15 protein-coding genes are annotated in these 17,108 nt (G+C 47.0%); 13 read left to right on the top strand and 2 right to left on the bottom strand.

The window, feature by feature from the left end; genetic code table 11:
- Positions 1-68: 68 nt before the first annotated feature.
- From NIES2104_RS28595 to NIES2104_RS28535, 13 genes are all read left to right on the top strand, one after another.
- Complete coding sequence (locus tag NIES2104_RS28595; RefSeq protein WP_059002322.1) at positions 69-908, top strand: hypothetical protein; 840 nt, start codon at positions 69-71, stop codon at positions 906-908.
- 97 nt (positions 909-1,005) lie between these two features.
- The gene (locus NIES2104_RS28590) at positions 1,006-5,928 is read left to right on the top strand and encodes a DEAD/DEAH box helicase (protein ID WP_059002321.1); all 4,923 of its coding nucleotides are present in this window, start codon (positions 1,006-1,008) and stop codon (positions 5,926-5,928) included.
- 15 nt (positions 5,929-5,943) lie between these two features.
- Complete coding sequence (locus NIES2104_RS28585) at positions 5,944-7,041, top strand: hypothetical protein (protein ID WP_059002320.1); 1,098 nt, start codon at positions 5,944-5,946, stop codon at positions 7,039-7,041.
- Positions 7,038-8,324, top strand: a complete 1,287-nt coding sequence (locus tag NIES2104_RS28580; protein ID WP_059002319.1) for a hypothetical protein — start codon at positions 7,038-7,040, stop codon at positions 8,322-8,324. Before NIES2104_RS28585 ends, NIES2104_RS28580 begins: the two co-directional genes overlap by 4 nt.
- Before the next feature lie 20 nt (positions 8,325-8,344).
- Positions 8,345-9,310: a sigma-70 family RNA polymerase sigma factor gene (locus tag NIES2104_RS28575; RefSeq protein ID WP_059002318.1), complete on the top strand. Its 966-nt coding sequence runs from the start codon at positions 8,345-8,347 to the stop codon at positions 9,308-9,310.
- A gap of 15 nt (positions 9,311-9,325) precedes the next feature.
- Positions 9,326-9,802 (top strand): hypothetical protein, encoded by a 477-nt coding sequence (locus NIES2104_RS28570; RefSeq protein WP_059002317.1) that lies wholly within the window; start codon positions 9,326-9,328, stop codon positions 9,800-9,802.
- A 17-nt stretch (positions 9,803-9,819) separates the two neighbouring features.
- Positions 9,820-10,287 carry a hypothetical protein gene (locus NIES2104_RS28565; RefSeq protein WP_059002316.1) on the top strand — a complete coding sequence of 156 codons (468 nt, stop codon included), beginning with the start codon at positions 9,820-9,822 and terminating at the stop codon, positions 10,285-10,287.
- 3 nt (positions 10,288-10,290) lie between these two features.
- On the top strand, positions 10,291-11,145 hold the full coding sequence (locus NIES2104_RS28560) for a hypothetical protein (RefSeq protein WP_059002315.1): 855 nt from the start codon (positions 10,291-10,293) through the stop codon (positions 11,143-11,145).
- 17 nt (positions 11,146-11,162) lie between these two features.
- A complete protein-coding gene (locus NIES2104_RS28555) occupies positions 11,163-11,900 on the top strand; it encodes a hypothetical protein (protein ID WP_059002314.1) in 738 nt (245 codons plus the stop codon).
- Between the two features lie 2 nt (positions 11,901-11,902).
- Positions 11,903-12,511 carry a hypothetical protein gene (locus NIES2104_RS28550; protein WP_059002313.1) on the top strand — a complete coding sequence of 203 codons (609 nt, stop codon included), beginning with the start codon at positions 11,903-11,905 and terminating at the stop codon, positions 12,509-12,511.
- Complete coding sequence (locus NIES2104_RS28545; protein ID WP_059002312.1) at positions 12,498-13,325, top strand: ThiF family adenylyltransferase; 828 nt, start codon at positions 12,498-12,500, stop codon at positions 13,323-13,325. The genes NIES2104_RS28550 and NIES2104_RS28545 overlap by 14 nt, the downstream gene beginning before the upstream one ends.
- A gap of 8 nt (positions 13,326-13,333) precedes the next feature.
- Positions 13,334-14,308 carry a DNA polymerase III subunit delta gene (gene holA / locus NIES2104_RS28540; RefSeq protein ID WP_059002311.1) on the top strand — a complete coding sequence of 325 codons (975 nt, stop codon included), beginning with the start codon at positions 13,334-13,336 and terminating at the stop codon, positions 14,306-14,308.
- Positions 14,309-14,416: 108 nt separating this feature from the next.
- Complete coding sequence (locus tag NIES2104_RS28535; RefSeq protein ID WP_059002310.1) at positions 14,417-15,016, top strand: hypothetical protein; 600 nt, start codon at positions 14,417-14,419, stop codon at positions 15,014-15,016.
- A gap of 49 nt (positions 15,017-15,065) precedes the next feature.
- On the opposite strand, the gene NIES2104_RS28530 is transcribed toward NIES2104_RS28535, so the two are convergent.
- Both NIES2104_RS28530 and NIES2104_RS28525 read right to left on the bottom strand, forming a co-directional pair.
- Positions 15,066-16,301, bottom strand: coding sequence for a hypothetical protein (locus tag NIES2104_RS28530; protein ID WP_059002309.1), 1,236 nt, complete (start codon positions 16,299-16,301; stop codon positions 15,066-15,068).
- A gap of 93 nt (positions 16,302-16,394) precedes the next feature.
- The gene (locus NIES2104_RS28525) at positions 16,395-16,934 is read right to left on the bottom strand and encodes an O-acetyl-ADP-ribose deacetylase (protein ID WP_059002375.1); all 540 of its coding nucleotides are present in this window, start codon (positions 16,932-16,934) and stop codon (positions 16,395-16,397) included.
- Positions 16,935-17,108 lie beyond the last annotated feature (174 nt).

Here is a 17,108-nt window from a genome sequence, read left to right as displayed (position 1 = left end):
AACTCGTTAATCAATATAAATAATGGTCTAGCGACGAAGAGAGGAACCATAAAGAAGGAGTTTCTTCAATGTCGTATTATTGCAATTCCAAAGAGCTTGCCAGAAAGCTTGCACTTGATCCAACTCATGGTGTGTCGGTCAAAGCCGTCAATCAGTTGAACGCACTTTACGGTGAGTATCGATCGCTCTGCTACGGCTTCCGAACTCTCGTCTGGCGTTACACTCGTCGTCGCTTGTTCTGGCTGCATCTACAAAATGGAGATTTAGTAGACTACGAAATTCCAGGCACACGCGGACGCAAAGATCTCTACACTGGAAAGTCTCTCTATCCAGAATATGAGCAACAACGGCTGTGGGAAGACATCTTCGCACCAGCTTGGGAAGGCGTGTCTGAGGTATTCGAGGAACAGTATCTCTCGCAACTCGAAAGTCGAGAAGATATCCTTGAAAGCCAAGCTGCGAATGCTCCCAAAGTTCTGAAGAAGCGGATTCAGAAGATTCTCAAAGATGCGATCGCACGTCACGATAAAGAAGTATCGCTCGGTGCTGCCTGTGTCATCGATCGAGCGAAGACAAGTTATCGAGTCGGTTCAGGACAACCTCCAACGACCCACAAGCTGACTGATCAAGAACGCTGTAATTTGATGCGAACTTACCTGCTGGCGATCAATCAAGAGCAGCTTGACCAGTATCAAGAACGTGCTGCCAATCAAGTTCATCTTGATCATGCAGATACGCTGCACGGACGCGGGCAACTCCCGAATGTGCCGGACTACCGACCAAAGGTGAAATCCTCGTTTGACCCAGAAGTGGTACGGCAGAAATTGCAAGCTCAACTGAGCCAACAAGCCGATCAACTTCTAGCGCAAAACGGCTCTTCAGAGTTGGTGACCGCTGCGATCGAGTAATCAATCGCAATTACAGCAAGTGCTAACGAAATTCCAACTCACTCAAGGCTGACTTCGGTCAGTCTTTTTTCTTTTGTTCGTTATTCTCCTACAAATTATGACAGACTTATTCACTTGGATTCAAACGAATGACATTAGTAGCCCAACTGGGCGATCGCTGCAATCTGCTACCTGCATTCCACAGGATCGGTTACTAAGGGAACTCTCAACCACTCGCTCTCAGCGCCAGAAAGTTAAGGATAGCATCGAAGCGATTCAACACTTAAAGCAACTGCAAGCCGAAAATCGCCCCGCTTCGATCGACGAACAAATGCGTCTATGTCTTCATCTAGGCGCTGGACTGAGTGCGGATCTCTTTGTTGACCCACCGAAATCAGAATGGGCGAAGCTGGCGGCTGAGTTAAGAGAGCTACTGTCTCCCGAAGAGTTCGATCGAATGCGAGGAACGATGACGACCGCTTACTATACGCCACCTGCGATCGCTCAGTGCATTTATGAAGGACTAACGCGGCTCGGCTGTGATGGTGGAGAGTGGCTAGAACCGACTGTTGGCACAGGTTTGTTCATTGGACTTACACCCGTCGATTGGTCGTGTCGTTGGACAGGGGTTGAAATTGATTCGATCAGTGGCAGCATTTGCCAGATGCTTTATCCAGAAACAAATGTTTACCTTCAAGCATTAGAGCGCACTCGACTCGCCGTTAATCATTTCGATGGATGTATCGGCAACGTTCCTTACTCAGAAGTTACGCCCTACGATCCACAGTTTGTGAATTGGTCACTCGATGGGTTGCACAACTATTGTTTGGCACGATCGATTCAGGCTGTTCGCCCTGGTGGAATCATCGCCGTTCTGACCTCCGTTGGAACGCTGCAATCTAAACGCGGACAGGCGTTTCGTGAACGAATTAGCAGTTTGGTGCGGCTGCTAGGAGCCTTTAAATTACCGATGACTGCCTTTCGCAGTTTCAGCCATACAGATGCACCGGCTGATCTGCTCTTTTTCCAAATCTTAGAGTCTGGAGAAGCCGGAAACGCTGAAGAATGGGTTGATTTAGTCGAAAGTCCCATCATCAATCCAGAAACACAAGAGCCGCTTTTACTGAATCGCTATTTTCAAACTCACCCGCACCATCTACTGGGTGAACTCGCAATCGATAAACTCTACGCCAGCCCTCGACTCTCACTCCAACCAACTCACTCGAATTTACCAAAAGTTTTAAGTCAAGCCCTGCGGGATCTGCCAGAAAGTATCTATCGATCGCGCCCTGTCCAAGTTTCAGTTAGCTCAGACGCGCGAGATTGCTTACCGATTCCGCCAGAACTGCAATCATCTGTCAAACCGTTCGCGTATATTTGGTATCGAGATCAACCTCATCAATGTCGTGACGGGCAACTTCATCGTGTTGAAGCGAAAGGGATGAAACGTAGGCGGCTGTGGTGGCTGATTCAAATTCGCGACGCAGTAAGACAAGTGCTAAATATTCAATGGGAGTCGGATGACGACCGCGAACTCGAACAAGCCCAACTGGTTCTTAACCAACGCTACGACGAATTTATCACGCAGTACGGCTGGCTACATTCTCAGGGCAATGAACTTGCGTTCGGAAATGATCCAGAGTATCCGCTATTGCTGGCTTTGGAAGTCTGGAATCCAGATCGTCCAGAAGAAACCGAGAAAGCAGATTTATTCTTCAAGCGCACCTTGGTTCGAGTGCCTGCGATCGACGAAGTGAAGACGGCAACCGAAGCTCTAGTTCACTCACTTGCCGATCGCGGAGCCGTTGATTTGGCGTACATGAGTGAGTTGTATCGTAAATCAGAAGCCGATATTGTTGGAGAACTTCAGCAGTCGGGAACGACACCGCTCATTTTCCGTGATCTCGATCTTGATCGATGGATTACTGCCGAAGAGTATTTAAGTGGTAACGTTCGTCTCAAATTGGAGCAAGCAGATAAGGCAGCACAACAATCTCCAGGTTACTTGATTAATGTTGAGGCACTTAAGCAGGTACAGCCAAAACCTCTGAAAGCAGGACAAATTTACGCTCGTCTTGGTTCTCCGTGGATTCCAGGCGATGTAGTCGAAGACTTCATTCGCGAAACTCTAGGAATTCAGGGATCAAGTCTATCCAAGCTGCTGAACGTCACTCATTCAATTCACAGTGCCCATTGGAAAGTGGAATATCGTGGCGCTGACAGCACCTTAATTTCTTCTCAGTATGGAACGAGCCGTGTTTCTGCGATTCGCTTGGTTGAGCTTGCTCTGAATCAGAAACTGCCTGTGGTGTATGACACGATCGACAAAGATACGCGAGTCAAAAATCGCGATGAAACTCGACGCGCATTGTTAAAGCAAGAACGACTAAAAGAACTCTTCAAGCGCTGGATTTGGCAAGACTGGAAGCGAGCGACACGACTCGTTGACATCTACAATCGCGACTTCAATTGTTTGCGGCGGCGACAATATGACGGCACTCATCTTAAAGGCAAGCTACAAGGCGTGTCAGCAACTTGGCTCGATCGTCTCTACAATCCGAAACGGGCTTATCAACTGAATGCGATTTGGCGAATTATTAGTAGCGGAAACACGCTGATTCAGTATCCGACAGGCTCCGGGAAGACTGCGATCGCGATCGTTGCTGCCCAAGAAATGCGCCATCACTACCAATGCAGTAAGCCTGCTTTAGTGGTTAAAGATCATCTCGTTCTTCAACAAGCAGCAGAAGCCGCACAAATCTATCCAGGATTGCGAATTCTCACCATCTCAACCCGCGATCTTGATTCTGCTAAAAAGCGTCAAGAACTCGTTTCTCGTGCTGCAACCGGAGAATGGGATTTTATTGTGATGTCGCAAACGGCATTCAAAATGTTGAAACTGCGAACCGAAACAATCGATTCAATTATTGCGAATGAAACTGATCGTGTTCGCAGTGAGAATTACAAACGCAAGCGTAGTGGGAAACGAGCAGCAAAACAGTTAGAGAAAAAGGTCGATCGCACAGAAGAGAAAATTCGAGAACACATCGATTCAGTCCAACGCGACAATACTGTTTATTGGGAAGATTTAGGCATTGATCTGCTACTCGTCGATGAAAGCCAGGACTATTTAGGCTTGGCAACTGAAACACAGATGCAGGGCGTGTTAGGCATTTCATCTTCTAACTCCGATCGCGCTTTAGATCTCTACTACAAAACCCAGTATTTAGCTCAACTACACGGACGCGATAAAGGTCTAGTTCTTCTAACGGCAACACCAATTCAGAACACACTCGGACAAAGTTGGGTGAACTTGGTTTATCTCTGCCCTCAAGTTCTTGAAGCTAGAGGGATTCGCCACTTTGACTCATTTATCTCAACGTTTGCTGAACCAAAAGTTTCTGCGGAGATTACCGCAGCAACAACACTTGAGATCAAGACGCGCTTATCCAGTTGGTCAAACCTGCCAGAGTTTCGAGAACTTTGGCTATTAGTCGCAGACATTGTTACTGAGTCACAACTCGATATTGAAAAGCCGAAGCCCAATTATCAAACGGCTGAAATTCCCGCAACAGCAGCACAACTGAAGTTTTTCGATTACATTGCAGCACGAGCGAAAAAACTTCAAGGGCGGCGATCCAAAACGGATAATTACCCATTGATTACCACTCACGTCAAACAAGGTGTCATTGATCTGCGCTGTTTACCAAGCTCAGTGTTACGCCAATTTCTAGATGATGCTGAAATTGCAGCCTTGGCAAACGAACACAGCAAGTTGGAGCAATTCATTGAAGATACTTATCAAACCTGGGTCGAAACACAGACAGAGCGATGTACTCAATTGCTGTTTGTCGATATTGGTCACGGGTTTATTCATCCGTATCTGAAGCGTCGTTTAATCGATCGTGGCATTCCAGAACACGAACTTGCCTTTGCTCAGGATGCTACAACCGACGAGCAGAAAGCTCAACTCTTCCGACGGGTGCGACAAGGTGATGTGAGAATTCTTTGCGGCAGTACACCGACGATCGGAGCCGGAACCCAAATTCCTGATCGCCTCAAGGTATTGCGGCATTTGGATTGCCCCCTTCGCCCGACCGAGCGTTGGCAGCGAGACGGGCGCATTCTCCGACCTGGCAATATGCACTCAGAGGTCGAAATCGTTTCCTACGTCACGACAGGTAAACCGTACCAGAATGAGGAGAATAAACAGATTCAAGGACTCTCACCGGATTCGTATCTGTACGAAGTCAATGTTCGTAAAGCTCGGTTTATCGAGGAAGGACTGTATCAGACTGATGATTCCATCAGAACGATCGAGGACATTGACGAAACGACACTCGACTTTAGCTTGCTAATGGCAACTGCAACCGGAGATCGACGATTGCTAGAAAAAGTAGAGTTGGACAATCAAATTCAAAAATTATTGATCGAAGAGCAAGATTGGCAAGGAACACAAATTGCGATCGCTCAACAACTCGATCAATTACCTCACCAAATCGAGAGCGTTCAACAAGCCCTCAATGCTTACCAACACGATGCACAAGCACTGATTCCAACGCAAGGAGAAGCTTTTCAACTGATGCTCAATCATTCCGAGATTCCCTACACTAAACGGAGCGAAGCTGCTCAAGCCTTACAAGATATTGCAACCGATCTAGTTCACAGTAGACGTGCTGCTAAACAAGCGAGCGGGACGTTTGCAGGATTTGAACTGTGGATTGAGCATGAACCTATCTTTCAGACTACTATCTTACGCCTGCAAGGAGAACGCAGCTATGAAACCGAAGTTCGAGAAACCGCAAAAGGAACACTCAGCGCCTTGGAGCATTGTCCGGATCAAATTGCAAAATTCATTCAAAACTGCCGTCAGAGTTTAGAAACGCTAACCGCAGAACTTGAACAAATCCGTCCGTTGTATGGTCAGTCCTTCGAGAAAACTGATGCTCTCAAAGCAGCTCTCGAACGACAAGAGCAACTGAATGAGGCTTTGGGACTAATGACCGAGGCTCAAATGGATGCAGTTGCTCTGGCTGCTTAGTTCACATTCAAATTCATGTCTTATTCTGGCGATCGCTATAGTCCTAACCTCAGTATCAACGACACGATTGTATGGCTGCTCGATCACGGTTATCCGCCGCTCCCGATCGCACCCTACCAAGATCCGCACCAGTATCCAAAACTGCCAATCATCCCAAACACTGAACCACTTCCCCGGTTCACTGGAAAAAATCCTTCCTATCTCAATTTCAATGGACAGCCGTGCCTCATCAAACATCAGGACTTTCAGCATCGCCTACCGAGTTCCAGCAAAATCAAACGATGGTTCTGCGACTGGAGAACCGGGATTGCCACAATGGGAGGATGGAATAATACGGTTTGGCTTGATTTCGATGTGCATCGATTTCAGTCGATCGAAGACTGTTGGACAATTCTGCAAGCTTACCTGGAGTTTGCACCTTGTCTCAAATCTACCTTTATCGAAATCAGCCAAAGCCAAGGGTGGCATCTTGGAGTGCGCTGCAATCCATTGCCCGATTTCTCTAACTTTGCTTTTCAACCAGAAGGCTTTCAAGCAGGTGAGCTAATCGGTGAAGGAAAAATTATTGTATTAGCACCGACTCAAGGAAAAAGTGGGCAATATCAATCGATTCAGAGAGTCATGCCGATTCAAATCGAATCACTCGACAGCATTAGCATCTTTGCTCGAACTCAACCAACGGGAGCCTCGCTGTTGAAGGCGATCGCACCTTCAACTAGCTCCGTATCATCTACCGATCGTCCAATCGCGATCGAACATCTAGTCTGTCAGCGAGTAAGATTTTTACTCCAACAATTGAACGAAATTCCAGTTGGACAGCGAAGTGATACGCTTTGCACGATCGCACGAGAAGTTTTCGGCTGGGAGAACTGGCTACAAAACTACCCCTACTGTTTAGCTCCATCGGCTGACATATTCTGTCAAACCGTCGGGCAGCAATTAGGGCTAGACGCAGCGCGGATTCAGCGCATTCTCAATAGCCAGTCTCACAACGTTTCGATTCGATATTCAATGCCTGCAATTCATCGACATCTCGGTGATGCAGGCTGCGATCGACAAGTTCAACAAGCCGTTCGTTTCTCATATTCATTATACCGAGGAAGATTCTCATGACTCAATCGACGAAGCGCAAATCAACTAAATCAACGACTGCTAAAACTAAACCAGTCGCAGCAGAAACGCCTCTTGTTGAAGCTCAATCAGCGTCTCTCGAAGGACGGCTTGCAACGGTACAGCAAGCAACCCTTTCAGAGCTAACACAGCTTGTTGTGAAAACAGTTCCGGCTCAGGGCACGAATCCAGAACTTAAATACCTCGTTATCGAAGCTTGCTCTGACACTCAGCAGCTCTTCTTGCAAGGATTTGACCTCAAAATGGGAATGCGGGTGTGTTTGCCTGCAAACGTCGTGCAGTCGGGCAAATTGCTCGTTCCTCCACTACAGTTTGCCAACTTGATCGAGAAAATGCCAAAAACAGCGATCACTCTGGAAGTTGTGCCTGGAGTATCTCAGCTTCGATTACTCAGCGCGATCGCGCAAAGCGAAATTCCCGCTAAACCTGCGACTCATTATCCAAAGCTGCCTGAACCCGATAGCACAGTCGAGCTTTACGAACTGAATGCGAGAGATCTACAACGAGCGATTCGAGCGATCGCGATGTGTGCTTCAAAAGATGAAAGTCAAACACCCCATCACGGTGTTCAAATCCAGCTATGGAAACAATCCGAGCAAACTTGTTTCAGCTTGTGCGCTGCGGACGGTCATGTTCTGGGTCTGTATCAAACGACTACACCAGAACAAGAAGCACCAGATTTTGATTGCATTGTTCGAGCCGATGCTCTGGTAAAACTCTCTGAGCTTTTAGATCTCAATGTCAGCGAAACGGTTGCGATCGAGCTTGAAAAATCTGAACAATCGCCCACGTCGATTATCCGCTTTCGCTACGGTGAGAACGCGACACATCACTGCATGACCGTTCGAGTACTCGAAGGAAAATTTTCAAACTATCGAAACATTTTGAGCAATCTGAGACAGCAAGTACAAACTACGGTCACGGTTGATCAAAATCAACTGATCGGTTGTTTAGATCGCCATTTAGTCATGGTCACAAGCATCAACACACGAGTGGTTAAATTTACGGCAACTCCAACCGGACTCGATACGGAAAGCAAATCTGCCAATGGTGGTCACTGCGAATCGATCTCTGGGCAAATCAATGGAGCTTCTTTGACCACACACCTCAATGCAGCTAACCTTCAGCGAGTGATCCAAAGACTCAATCACACCGAAGCCAAGCTTCACATCGTTGGTGAAAAATCGCCGCTTCTGGTTGCTGCACCTGATAGCTCTGATCATCAGCCAAGTTTGTCATTTCTACTGATGCCAGTCGAAATCTAGCAACTATCCTTGGATGTCCTATGACTCCTAACTTCAGCACAATTCGAGATTACTTGAATCAAATTGGTCAATATCCGCTACTGACAGGCGACGAAGAGCAAGAATACGGCACTCAGATTCAGCAGATGATGGCGATCGTCACTCGAAAGCAAGCTCTCGCTCAATCGCTCGATCGCGAACCAACGCTGGATGAGTTATCTCAGGCACTGCAAATTTCTACTGCTGAGATTCAAGCAACTCTACGACGAGGCAATCGGGCTAAGTCGAAAATGATTCAGCACAACTTACGCCTTGTGGTATCGGTTATCAAGAAACGCCGCATACATTACAGCACAGAGGATTTCTTGGACTTGATGCAAGCTGGCAGTATTGGACTCGATCGCGCCGCAGAGAAGTTTAACCCGAAGCTGGGATATAAATTCTCAACCTATGCAACTTGGTGGGTTCGCCAGTTCATTGCTCGTGAGGTGATGGATAACGGGCGTTCTGTTCGTATTCCAGTTCACCTCCATGAAAAATGGTATCGGATGCACAAAGTTCATCGACAGTTAACAATTCGCCTCAGTCGTAGTCCAACGCGAGAGGAATTCGCTACTGAACTCGAAATATCTGTTGAGCAATTACACAAGCTACAGGAAACGTTTCGATCGATTGATTCTCTCGATCGTCCAATCAACTCTGATTCGGATGATCCGTTGATTAATTTCATTGATGAGCAAGTAGACACACTAGGCTGTGAAACACCCGCAGAATTAGTCGATCGAACTCTTTTACGCAACACAATCGAGCAAGCACTTGGAGGCTTAACCCAAAAGCAGCAAATTGTAATGCGACTACGATTCGGGCTAGAGGGTGATCCGATGACACTTGAACAAATCGGTCAAATTCTCAATTTAACTCGTGAACGCATTCGTCAAATTGAATCAAAAGCCAAGAAGATTCTCCAACGTAATCCAAATCTTCGACAGTACATTCCTGATGAATAGGATCTTTCAACATCTATGACTTCTCCCACAGATGACTCGATCTTGTCCACTGAACAAGATGCTAATGATTCGAGAGAACCAACAACTTCAGCCGAGCCTGAAGATACGACTGCCAACGAGTTTGTCCCGCCATTGCTGCTATTTCTCACCTTCACGCTCCTGCCCGATGACCAAAATCCAGATGGACGACTGATTCTCCCTGGAATTCACAGTCCTGATGAAGTTGCTCATTTGCTTCCGATGTTTCGGGAAACTCAGTTGGGTGAAGTGCAATCGCGTCTCCCCAATTGGATTACCGAGTACGAGCAAGTTCTAGCTCAACGCCAAATCGAGCGAGCAAAAGCTGAAGCTGCAAAACCCAAACTCGACACAACTGCCAAATCGAAAACTTCCATGAATCAACGCCCTGCTCATGTCGAATCAACGTCAAAGCCAACCACAACGAAAGAAGTGAGAGGTACACAACGCAGTTTGTTCGATTTGTCTTCTTGAACTTTACCCATTAATCTATGACGACACCTAACGAATCTACAGAAGCAACGATCGCAGTGTTCTACGATGGCGATCGACCTGCCATTCAGGTTCCTGTTGCGATCGCTGACAACGACGAAGCCCTCAAAAGCACACTTAGCGCCTACGGAATTGCTAGTGCGCGAACAGCAAAAGTTCAGCGCAACGATGACGGCTCGATTACTCTGATCAAGCAAGCTGGACAAAATGGAGCATCACTAACTTCCATTCGACAGATTTTAGAAGATGCACCTGCTCATCAAAATCCAGCGATCGCGCTCTACCTTCAATTGCGCTACCAAGACTGGCAGAATGCTCTCACCCCTGAATCGTTAATTATGATTCAAGAACCGATTCGCCAAGCGATGCAGGAAGGCGAGATCGAGCAGCGAAGCATTCAAACTGCTCTGTCTCAGCTTGATCGGAGAGGTTCTTTACCTCTATCTAAACCATTCGCGTGCTTCTAAGTCATGACGTATCCACCGACCGCAGTCCAGACTGTTCTTCCTGTCCTGCCGATTCCGTCATTGTCTGGGCGCGAACTTGACTGGCTGAAGGGCATGATTGTTGATCCAAACATTGCCCTCAGCTACCTCGAAACGATTGAACTCCACCTCACACTACGCGATCTCTATCGGCACTTATTTCCATTTGAGTTTCATCTCAGCACTGCAAGTCGCCATTGGGAAGCGGAACAACATAGCGAAGAAGAACTAGAGTTTTTCGATCTAATCCACGATCGACTCTTTTACCTGCCAATTGACGGGGATGAGAGTCTCTGTGCTGGCATTCCTGTTTATTCAATTACTCCTGATTTTTGGTACGAAGAGTATGAATGGGATGAGCTTGATGTATTGGATAAACTCTTACTAGGGCTGTCTGAGCAAGCAAATTGGGAAAGGGTTGAAGAAGCATTCTTCACAGTTTCGCTTCCGACACCCATCTTACCTAGCAGAATTGACTGGCACTTATTTGAGCAGAACTGCGAGGCAATGCCCGTTCCATTGAATTATTTTCATATTGCAGTTCAAATATTCGATCGAGAAACGCACAATCCATTTATCGACAACCGCAACTATCAATACATGGATCTTTGGACTTGGAGTGTAGAAGCGATCGAGGAATTGACCCAGCATTACCAGAAAGCAATTCACCTTCAGCAAAAAGTTCAGGTTCTAGTCGATTGGCTCACCAACAGCCCGCATCGAATCATTCAGGTAATAGAACTCTGGAATCGCTCGGTAAAGCCAACTCGATCAAAACCTAGCATCAAAATTATCGACTCGTCCCAACTTAGTCAAAACTGGGCGGTAAGGCGCAACTGAAGCTCAACATCTTAATTATGACTATCTCATCGACTCTACTTTCTGAATTGCTAACCGATCCACCTCGTCCTCTGATTCATGCTCAAGCAGAAATCATTTTTGCTGACGATCAACTGTTCTATCATCATCGCGGGCAGAAAGGCGAACATCACTACAAAGTTATCAGTCCAGCATCAGTTAAGCTTGCATTTGATCGTCAAGAAGATGATAGCGGCTGGCTTCCCGCTAACACAGTGAGGCTCGGAAAGAATGGTGACAAGCAGTGGATTATTCAAGTACATCCGCCTCAACGCTACACCCTCACTTTAATCACAAACCCGCATTTCCATCCGATCGATCAAGAGCGCGTCACTCTGACGCTCCCGCTACCTGGATTTATTGTGCTTGCGATCGATGCCCAAGTTTTCATGTGGGCGATCAAGCAAGCCTTTGAACCAGCGATCGCACTCTTCCAACCGCCATTGCCTAACGTATCAAGCAGTGGACTGCTCTGCTTCGGGCAGAATGAAAAGCCTCTAGCAAGTTCGCAGACCATCGATCACATTTGGCAAACCTGGTGGGAGGGATTATTTAACAGTCATCAGACGAACGGTAAATCAAAGCGGTTTGAACAAGACATTCGCTGGCAGTTATGGAAGGTTGCCAACTCGAAAAAGCGCAGCTATCCATTGAGCGATTTGCGCCCCTGTAGCTGGAAAACTTGCGAAGAGGCTTGTCGTGCCATCCTCAATCCCTCTCCCTACAATTCATGGTAACTATGACACAACCTTTGATCGGCTATCACTTTATCAATCAAGATAGCCTTCCTCAACAATGCGGCACTGTTCGAGATTATTTGATTGGAAGTAACGGCATTTTCGTTCGGGCTGAACGACCCGACTTTAGTGCGATCATTCCAGTTCAGTCACTTTCGCTTCCGGGTCTTGCATTAGTTACGCCTCGACTGACGCTGCGTCGTCCGCGTGTTGGTGCAAATTTAGTAACTCAAATGATTGCCGTCGCGCAAACTCCCCAGCCCTTCGTTGAAACCCTATTTTATCTGCAATGGCAAGAAGATTGGCAACTGATCGTTCCTTCTCAATTACAAACTCAAAGCTCAGTTCAACCGATTCTCTCCCAAACATCAAATAATTGCTATCAAACCGCCACGATCGAAGTTCACAGCCATCCTCCGAATGCGACGGAGTTCTCAGCCGAGGATAGCAAGATCGCTACAGGCTTTCGGATTTTTGCCATTTTGACCCATCTAGATACGGCTCCTAAGCTCATCACTCGTGTGGGAATTGATGGCATATTCTGGTCAATTCCGACCGATTGGGTTTTCGATGTTCCTTCGTTTGAGACGGTCAATCATGCAAACCGTTAACACAGATTACCTGGATGCTAAACCGATCTGGCTCGGTGAATTCGATCAAGTTTTATTTGTTTTGGTCGGTTGTGGTGGCAATGGATCATATATGGCAGAAACGATCGCTCGGTTTTGCCGATTACTCATTCAGCAAGGTAAACGCGCTCAAGCTCTATTTTTTGATCCGCAGACTGTCGAAGTCAAAAACATTCCTAGACAGCGCTTCAGTGATGCCGAAATTGGACTCAATAAAGCTCAGTCGCTGGCGGCTCGTTACTCGTTGCTTTGGGGAGTAGACATCTGTGCTTACCCAAAGGTTTTTCAGCCTGATTTGCTCCACAGTCACTATAACTGGCTCACTCTGATAATAGGTTGTGTGGATGATGGACCTGCTCGAAATGCGATCGCGCAATCTCTCGAACAAAACTCACCCGCTCAACTCCCGAAACGCTGGTGGCTAGATTTAGGCAATCACCGGGAATCAGGACAAGTCTTACTCGGCAGTGCCCCAACATCGAAGCATTTTAGCTGGGCATTTCAAACCCCCTCACATTGTCTCACCCTACCCTCTCCCGCCCTGGTGCATCCTGAGATTCTTCTGCCTAGACCCGATCAGCTCGTCAATGCGCCCATGAGTTGCGCTGAAATTGCGATGCTGAACGCCCAGTCACAAACTGTAAACGGAATGTGTGCCGCGATCGCATCTGACTACCTCAATCGGCTGTTATTTGGTCAATTGAAGAAATGGGCAACCTATTTTGATTTGGAAGCAGGAACCACTCAAACGCGATACACGTCGCCGCAAGCGATCGCAAAATTTGCAGAACCATAGGTAAACCAATGCCAAGTTACTATTTCTACGGCAACGATGAGTTTGCGATCGAGCAAGCCGTTCATACCCTGAAGCAGTCGCTCAAGCTTAATTCTCTCATTAGTTTCACCGTTCAGGATGCGAAAGAAAGTGAGTTGAACCGAATCCTCGAATCAGCTTTAACCGTACCTTTTGATTCAGGTAATCGCTTCATTTGGCTACAAAATCCTCTTGCTATTTCCACTAACCATTCTCTCTACCCGCTACTGGAAGCAGTTCTAGCCGCACCATTAAGCGCAACCCATCTTGTCTTTAGCAGTCCTGCCCCTCCGACTCAGTTGTTCAAACGATGTACTCAAATCAGCAAATTCGATCGCCTCCCGCCCTGGAAAACTGACCAACTCCACCAATGGATTCAAAACACTGCCCATGAATACGGTTTAAGGCTTCGCTCAGATTCGATTCAAGTTCTTCAGCAAGCGATCGGGAACGATTCTCGCGCTTTACATCATGCACTCGAAAAGCTCGTTCTCTACAGTAATGGAGACGAATCTCAACTAACTCCGGCTGTCGTTGGGGATCTGATTACTTCAACGACAGCGACTGCCCTCGACCTTGCTCAGGCTCTGATTGAAGGCAATCAGGAGAAAGCTTTGCGGTTGTTCGCTCAATTAATGAGTCTGAATGAACCTGTGCTTAAAATTCTTCGGACATTATCAAATCGCTTTCGACTGTGGCTTTGTGTGCGATCGCTTCTTGAAGCAGGAATGCAAGATCAGGGTGAAATTGCTCGGATTGCTGAAATTCGGAATCCAAACCAAGTCTATTTTCTGCGGCAGACACTCAGAAATACAACAAGCGATCGTTTGGGCGATGGTTTGCGTGCAATTTTACAAGCAGAGTTTGAAATCAAGTCGAGTTCTAGTAGCCAACAGGACATCCTGAATCTGCTTGTGCTCAAACTTTGTTCAGAAAACACCGTCAAGATCGATAAGAGTAGCTGATCAACAGCCTTAACATAGTAAAAACCTTAAATGGTTCTGAGCTAAAAAGCGAATCACCAGTACAATAACGTTCAACCACCGCAAAAGTACTGTAAGGATAGTTCATCAATGGCACTTTCAATTTTAACCGACAACACCAGAGCGAAACTCGAAGAGGAGAGATCGCGCTTGATCAATGAGCGGGACACAATCATTCAAGCCGCTGTCACACAAGCAACCGTTGAGTTTGACCAGACGCTACAAACGCTCAATCAGTTGTTGGGCGATTCTGCTCCTGCTACAACGGAAAGTCAACCTGCAAAGGCTCCGACTCCTCTGAAAAAAGCGGCTCCCGCTGCATCCGAAAAAGGAAAGACAACAAAGCAAGCAGCGATCGAGGAGAAGCCGACTGAACCAACGTCTAAAACCGCTGCAAAAGGAAAGAAACAGCCTGAAAGTAAAGCTTCTAAATCAGCGGCTCCTACACAACCCTTACCGCTCAAGCAAGAATTCAAATCGATGACTCCAACCGAGGCAGTTAAACAAGTCATGGGGGCTGGCAAACCGCTGACAACGGACGATGTAATTCAAACGCTTTATCAGTCGGTGAAAGAGGCAAATTTGGCAACCGCCCGCAAAACGATCGCACTGATCCTGGGGCGCGGAACTCACCAAGGTGTGTATGAGAAAGTGGGGGAGAATCCTTCTCGCTATCAACTCAAAGCGTAGAGTCAAAGGTGCGCTACCAGATAACGCACCTCAATCATCAGCATTGAGCTTAGTTGAACCAAGCCGCGAAGCCAAAGAATCGTCCGCCGAAGACTGACAGCAGTTGTTGCCAAACGTTGGCATCGGTCTGTTTACCCAGTTCCAGATAAGGTGCAGGCGCAGTTCCTTGTACCCATAGCACCAAATCAAACGGTTGCGGCTGAACGAACACTTTGTTCAAGTTAATTCCCCGAACTTCGCGAGAACGCCAAAATGGAACGAGTTTTTTACCTGATAGAAGCTGTTCCGATTCTCCAACAGAACTCAGCCAGCTATCGATCATCGCTTGCGTCACCATCGCATTCGGAATCACACTCTTCTGTCTGGGGTTGGGGAGCCATTCTCGATCGTTATCCGTTTCCGCCAGAATCAGCTTCCAAGATTCACGACTGAGAGCAAGCGTAGATTGAAGATGTTGCAGTGCGTTGGTTAACCGTTGTGGTTCTGATACTGGAAAGTTAATCAAGTGAATGAACGCCACAATGTCCACTAAATCGAGGTTATCGCTAAGCTGAAAGACTTTGCGCCCTTCTGCTAAGAACGGATAAGGAGTCTGTGGCTTCGTGAACATCAGGTGTGCAGTCGCGTTGAACAATTGCCGCTCATCGTAGGCAAGCACCGTTTCTGCGATCGCGCTAATCAAATTACAATAGCCGCGCAACCAAGCGACATCACCTGCATCAAAATTGATTGTGAATGCTTTTGCGGCTTGTTCCGTTGCACGAATGCCGCTAATGCGAGTAAAGACATTCCAGAACGATTCGGTGGCATCGAGTTTGCCGTCGCCGTTGAAATCCATCCGAACGAGTCCAATCCGAATCGGCACTTTCAGGGTGCGATCCTGAATCGGATCGAGTGTCGATCGTACTTTGCTCAAATCCGTCAGCAAAGTTTGCAAAATCTGGCGGGTGTCTTCATAAGTAACAGGCTGAGGTTTTGGATTATTTGGTACAGGGAGCCGCAAAATCGGCAGCAAGCCAGTGAAGGTATTTTGGCGTAATCCGTAGCGATAGAGCGATTGCATCAATCGTTCGGTGCCGTCCATCAGTTGTAAGACACCGAGACTAAAACGAGCGCGGTCGTCTTGAGGCGATTGATTCAGTTTGCTGAGAAATGCTGCCTCACCCGCTTGAAACTGATCGTTGACCAGGTAAGACTCCAAGTTGGGTGTCGCGGATTGAACACGAGAAGCAAATGGAAACAATAGAGTGAACAGAACTAAGGTGAAACAAAGAAAGGCTCGCATACAGGTGGATCAGGCAGTGTGAGAAGCAAAGCTGCCTGTGGATACCCGCGATTTTCGGATGAAAACGGAAAACAGCCACAAATCAATGTGCCTCTAATCAAGCTGGCTCACGGCGGTTTGATACGCGGTATAAACCTCATTGCTGAAGCACGCAAATATGACTTTCTCGATCGTTGCACCCGCCGCATTCGCATCCTGCTCGTTCAGAAAATTCAACGTTTCCCGCAGCGCGATCGTACAGGCTTGACCAATCGGATACGCATAAATTCCACAACTGATTGCCGGAACCGCGATCGTTTTGATGGAGTTTTGAACGGCTAACTTCAGGCTCTCCGCGTAGCAAGATGCGAGTAGCTTTGGTTCACCCTTGTTTCCACCTTGCCAAACAGGACCGACTGTGTGAATCACGAACTTAGCGGGCAGACGATAACCTTTCGTGATTTTCGCTTGTCCAGTTTTACATCCTTTGAGCATTCGACATTCTTCGACCAGTTCTGAACCTGCGGCGCGATGAATGGCTCCGTCTACACCGCCTCCGCCCAACAGAGAAGTATTTGCCGCATTTACGATCGCATCAACTTGAAGTTTCGTAATATCTGCAAGCGTAATTTCAATTCTGTCAAGCACAGTCATCTTACTTTCCACCATTATCAATCCATCTCCCAGTTATAACCAAGATTGAGAGAATAGAAAAAGTATATAGTTCAAATGTATTGATTTATCTGAACGATAAAGGTATTCTTAAAAATAGAAAAATCAAAAATAAAATCTGCACAGCAGCAGTGCGATGTGTTTCAGGATTTAGCC

Origin of the sequence: Leptolyngbya sp. NIES-2104, from assembly GCF_001485215.1 — a bacterium.
Taxonomy (GTDB): Bacteria; Cyanobacteriota; Cyanobacteriia; order Leptolyngbyales; family Leptolyngbyaceae; genus Leptolyngbya.
This window is presented reverse-complemented; position numbering and strand designations above follow the sequence as displayed.